The sequence below is a fragment of the Mesoflavibacter sp. CH_XMU1422-2 genome (assembly GCF_037029245.1).
Lineage (GTDB): Bacteria > Bacteroidota > Bacteroidia > Flavobacteriales > Flavobacteriaceae > Mesoflavibacter > Mesoflavibacter zeaxanthinifaciens.
Genome location: NZ_JAYMEE010000068.1, coordinates 1 through 1,315 on the forward strand (window position 1 = coordinate 1; position 1,315 = coordinate 1,315).

2 protein-coding genes are annotated in these 1,315 nt (G+C 34.1%); one reads left to right on the forward strand and one right to left on the reverse strand.

Features of this window, described 5'->3' with window-relative positions; translation table 11 throughout:
- On the forward strand, window positions 1-180 hold a 180-nt coding region (locus tag WA340_RS11930), incomplete at its 5' end, for a hypothetical protein (RefSeq protein WP_336129239.1).
- A 563-nt stretch (window positions 181-743) separates the two neighbouring features.
- On the opposite strand, the gene WA340_RS11935 is transcribed toward WA340_RS11930, so the two are convergent.
- Entirely contained in the window at window positions 744-1,031 is a 288-nt protein-coding gene (locus WA340_RS11935; RefSeq protein WP_336129240.1) for a hypothetical protein, read from the reverse strand.
- Between the last annotated feature and the right edge of the window lie 284 nt (window positions 1,032-1,315).

Below are 1,315 nucleotides of genomic sequence, written 5' to 3' on the forward strand. Positions count from 1 at the left end.
TTGCGAATTCTGTCACCTGGTTTTAAGTCCGAATATTTGAATTTTTTCCTTTTGAACATCTTTTTTCAAGATTACTTACAACGTGTTGGTATAAGAATAGTTGCGGTTTTGTGTGCGGCAGATTTTCCGATAGGAAAATCAGACGCGGCAAAAGCGCAACAACCTTTGGTCAAGCACTAAAGTAGCAATTATTTTTATACGGTGTTGGGTTTTAGTGCTTTTTTGTCCGCTTAATAATTCCTTCCGTTTTTCTTTTGCAAGATTTTTATTCCGCAAACTTGCTAAATTTCCGCAATGTTTTTCAATTCAGTTCCGAAGCTTCGGAAGAGTAATCAATTCCGCAACTTGCTAAATTCCGCCCACAGTTCGGTTTTGGTTTCAGTTCAGATTCCGATTCCGCAAGCGAGCTAAAAATTCCGATGTGATTCTGTCAACATTTCGATTCCGCAAACTTGCTCAGATTCGGCAGTTTGTTTTTCCGCAAAAGGTTTAAATTCCACGTAGATATTTGTCAAATTCCGATTTTTCCAAACTTAAATTTCAGCCGAAAGTTTTGATTTGGAACGGAATTTCAGCATTAAACCCAACGGTTTGGCTATGATTCCGTTGCGGCGAAAAATCGGAGATTTTTCAGAGTAGGAATCAAGCCAAAATTAATTAATACTAAGTTAGGTTTTTTCACTTTCATAGCAATGGATTATAGCCGTTGTTACCAAACGGTTTTTATTTTTTAATTATAAAATTCATTTTTTTAGATTCCATTTATTCGGCAAATATTTGTTAATTCCGTTATCATAAGCATTCCAGTATAAGAGGTCATTTCCATACCAAAAGACGTCAATTTTTTGTCCAATTTCGAAAGGTTTACTCCAACTATTAGCATATTTTACTTTTTGAATAGTGTACTCGTTATTTTCTAAATCAATTTTCACATAAGGATAGTCCAATTCAGTGTAATCATTTCTCATTGGGCCTTTTTCCTTTCGGTATTCAATTACTTCGGCAGATATTTTTTTTGAAGTAGTTCTCATTTTTAAGAACTCAATTTTTGTATGAGTTAGAAAAACAAAAATTCCAATAATTACAATTAAAAAAATCCAAAGTGTCATTTAGTTTCTGTTTTCAACTGTTTGGTAACGGTCTCGTATAACCGTCAGTTACGGGTTAAATTAGCGATTATTTTCGGTTTATCACAGGCTTTAGCAATTCCGAGTGGATTCGGACGTAGTCTAATCCGCCGTAATTGCGGTTATACATCTTAAGTTAGCAATCTATTAACTTTAACATTTAATCATAAAGAACCAAAGAGAGGAAT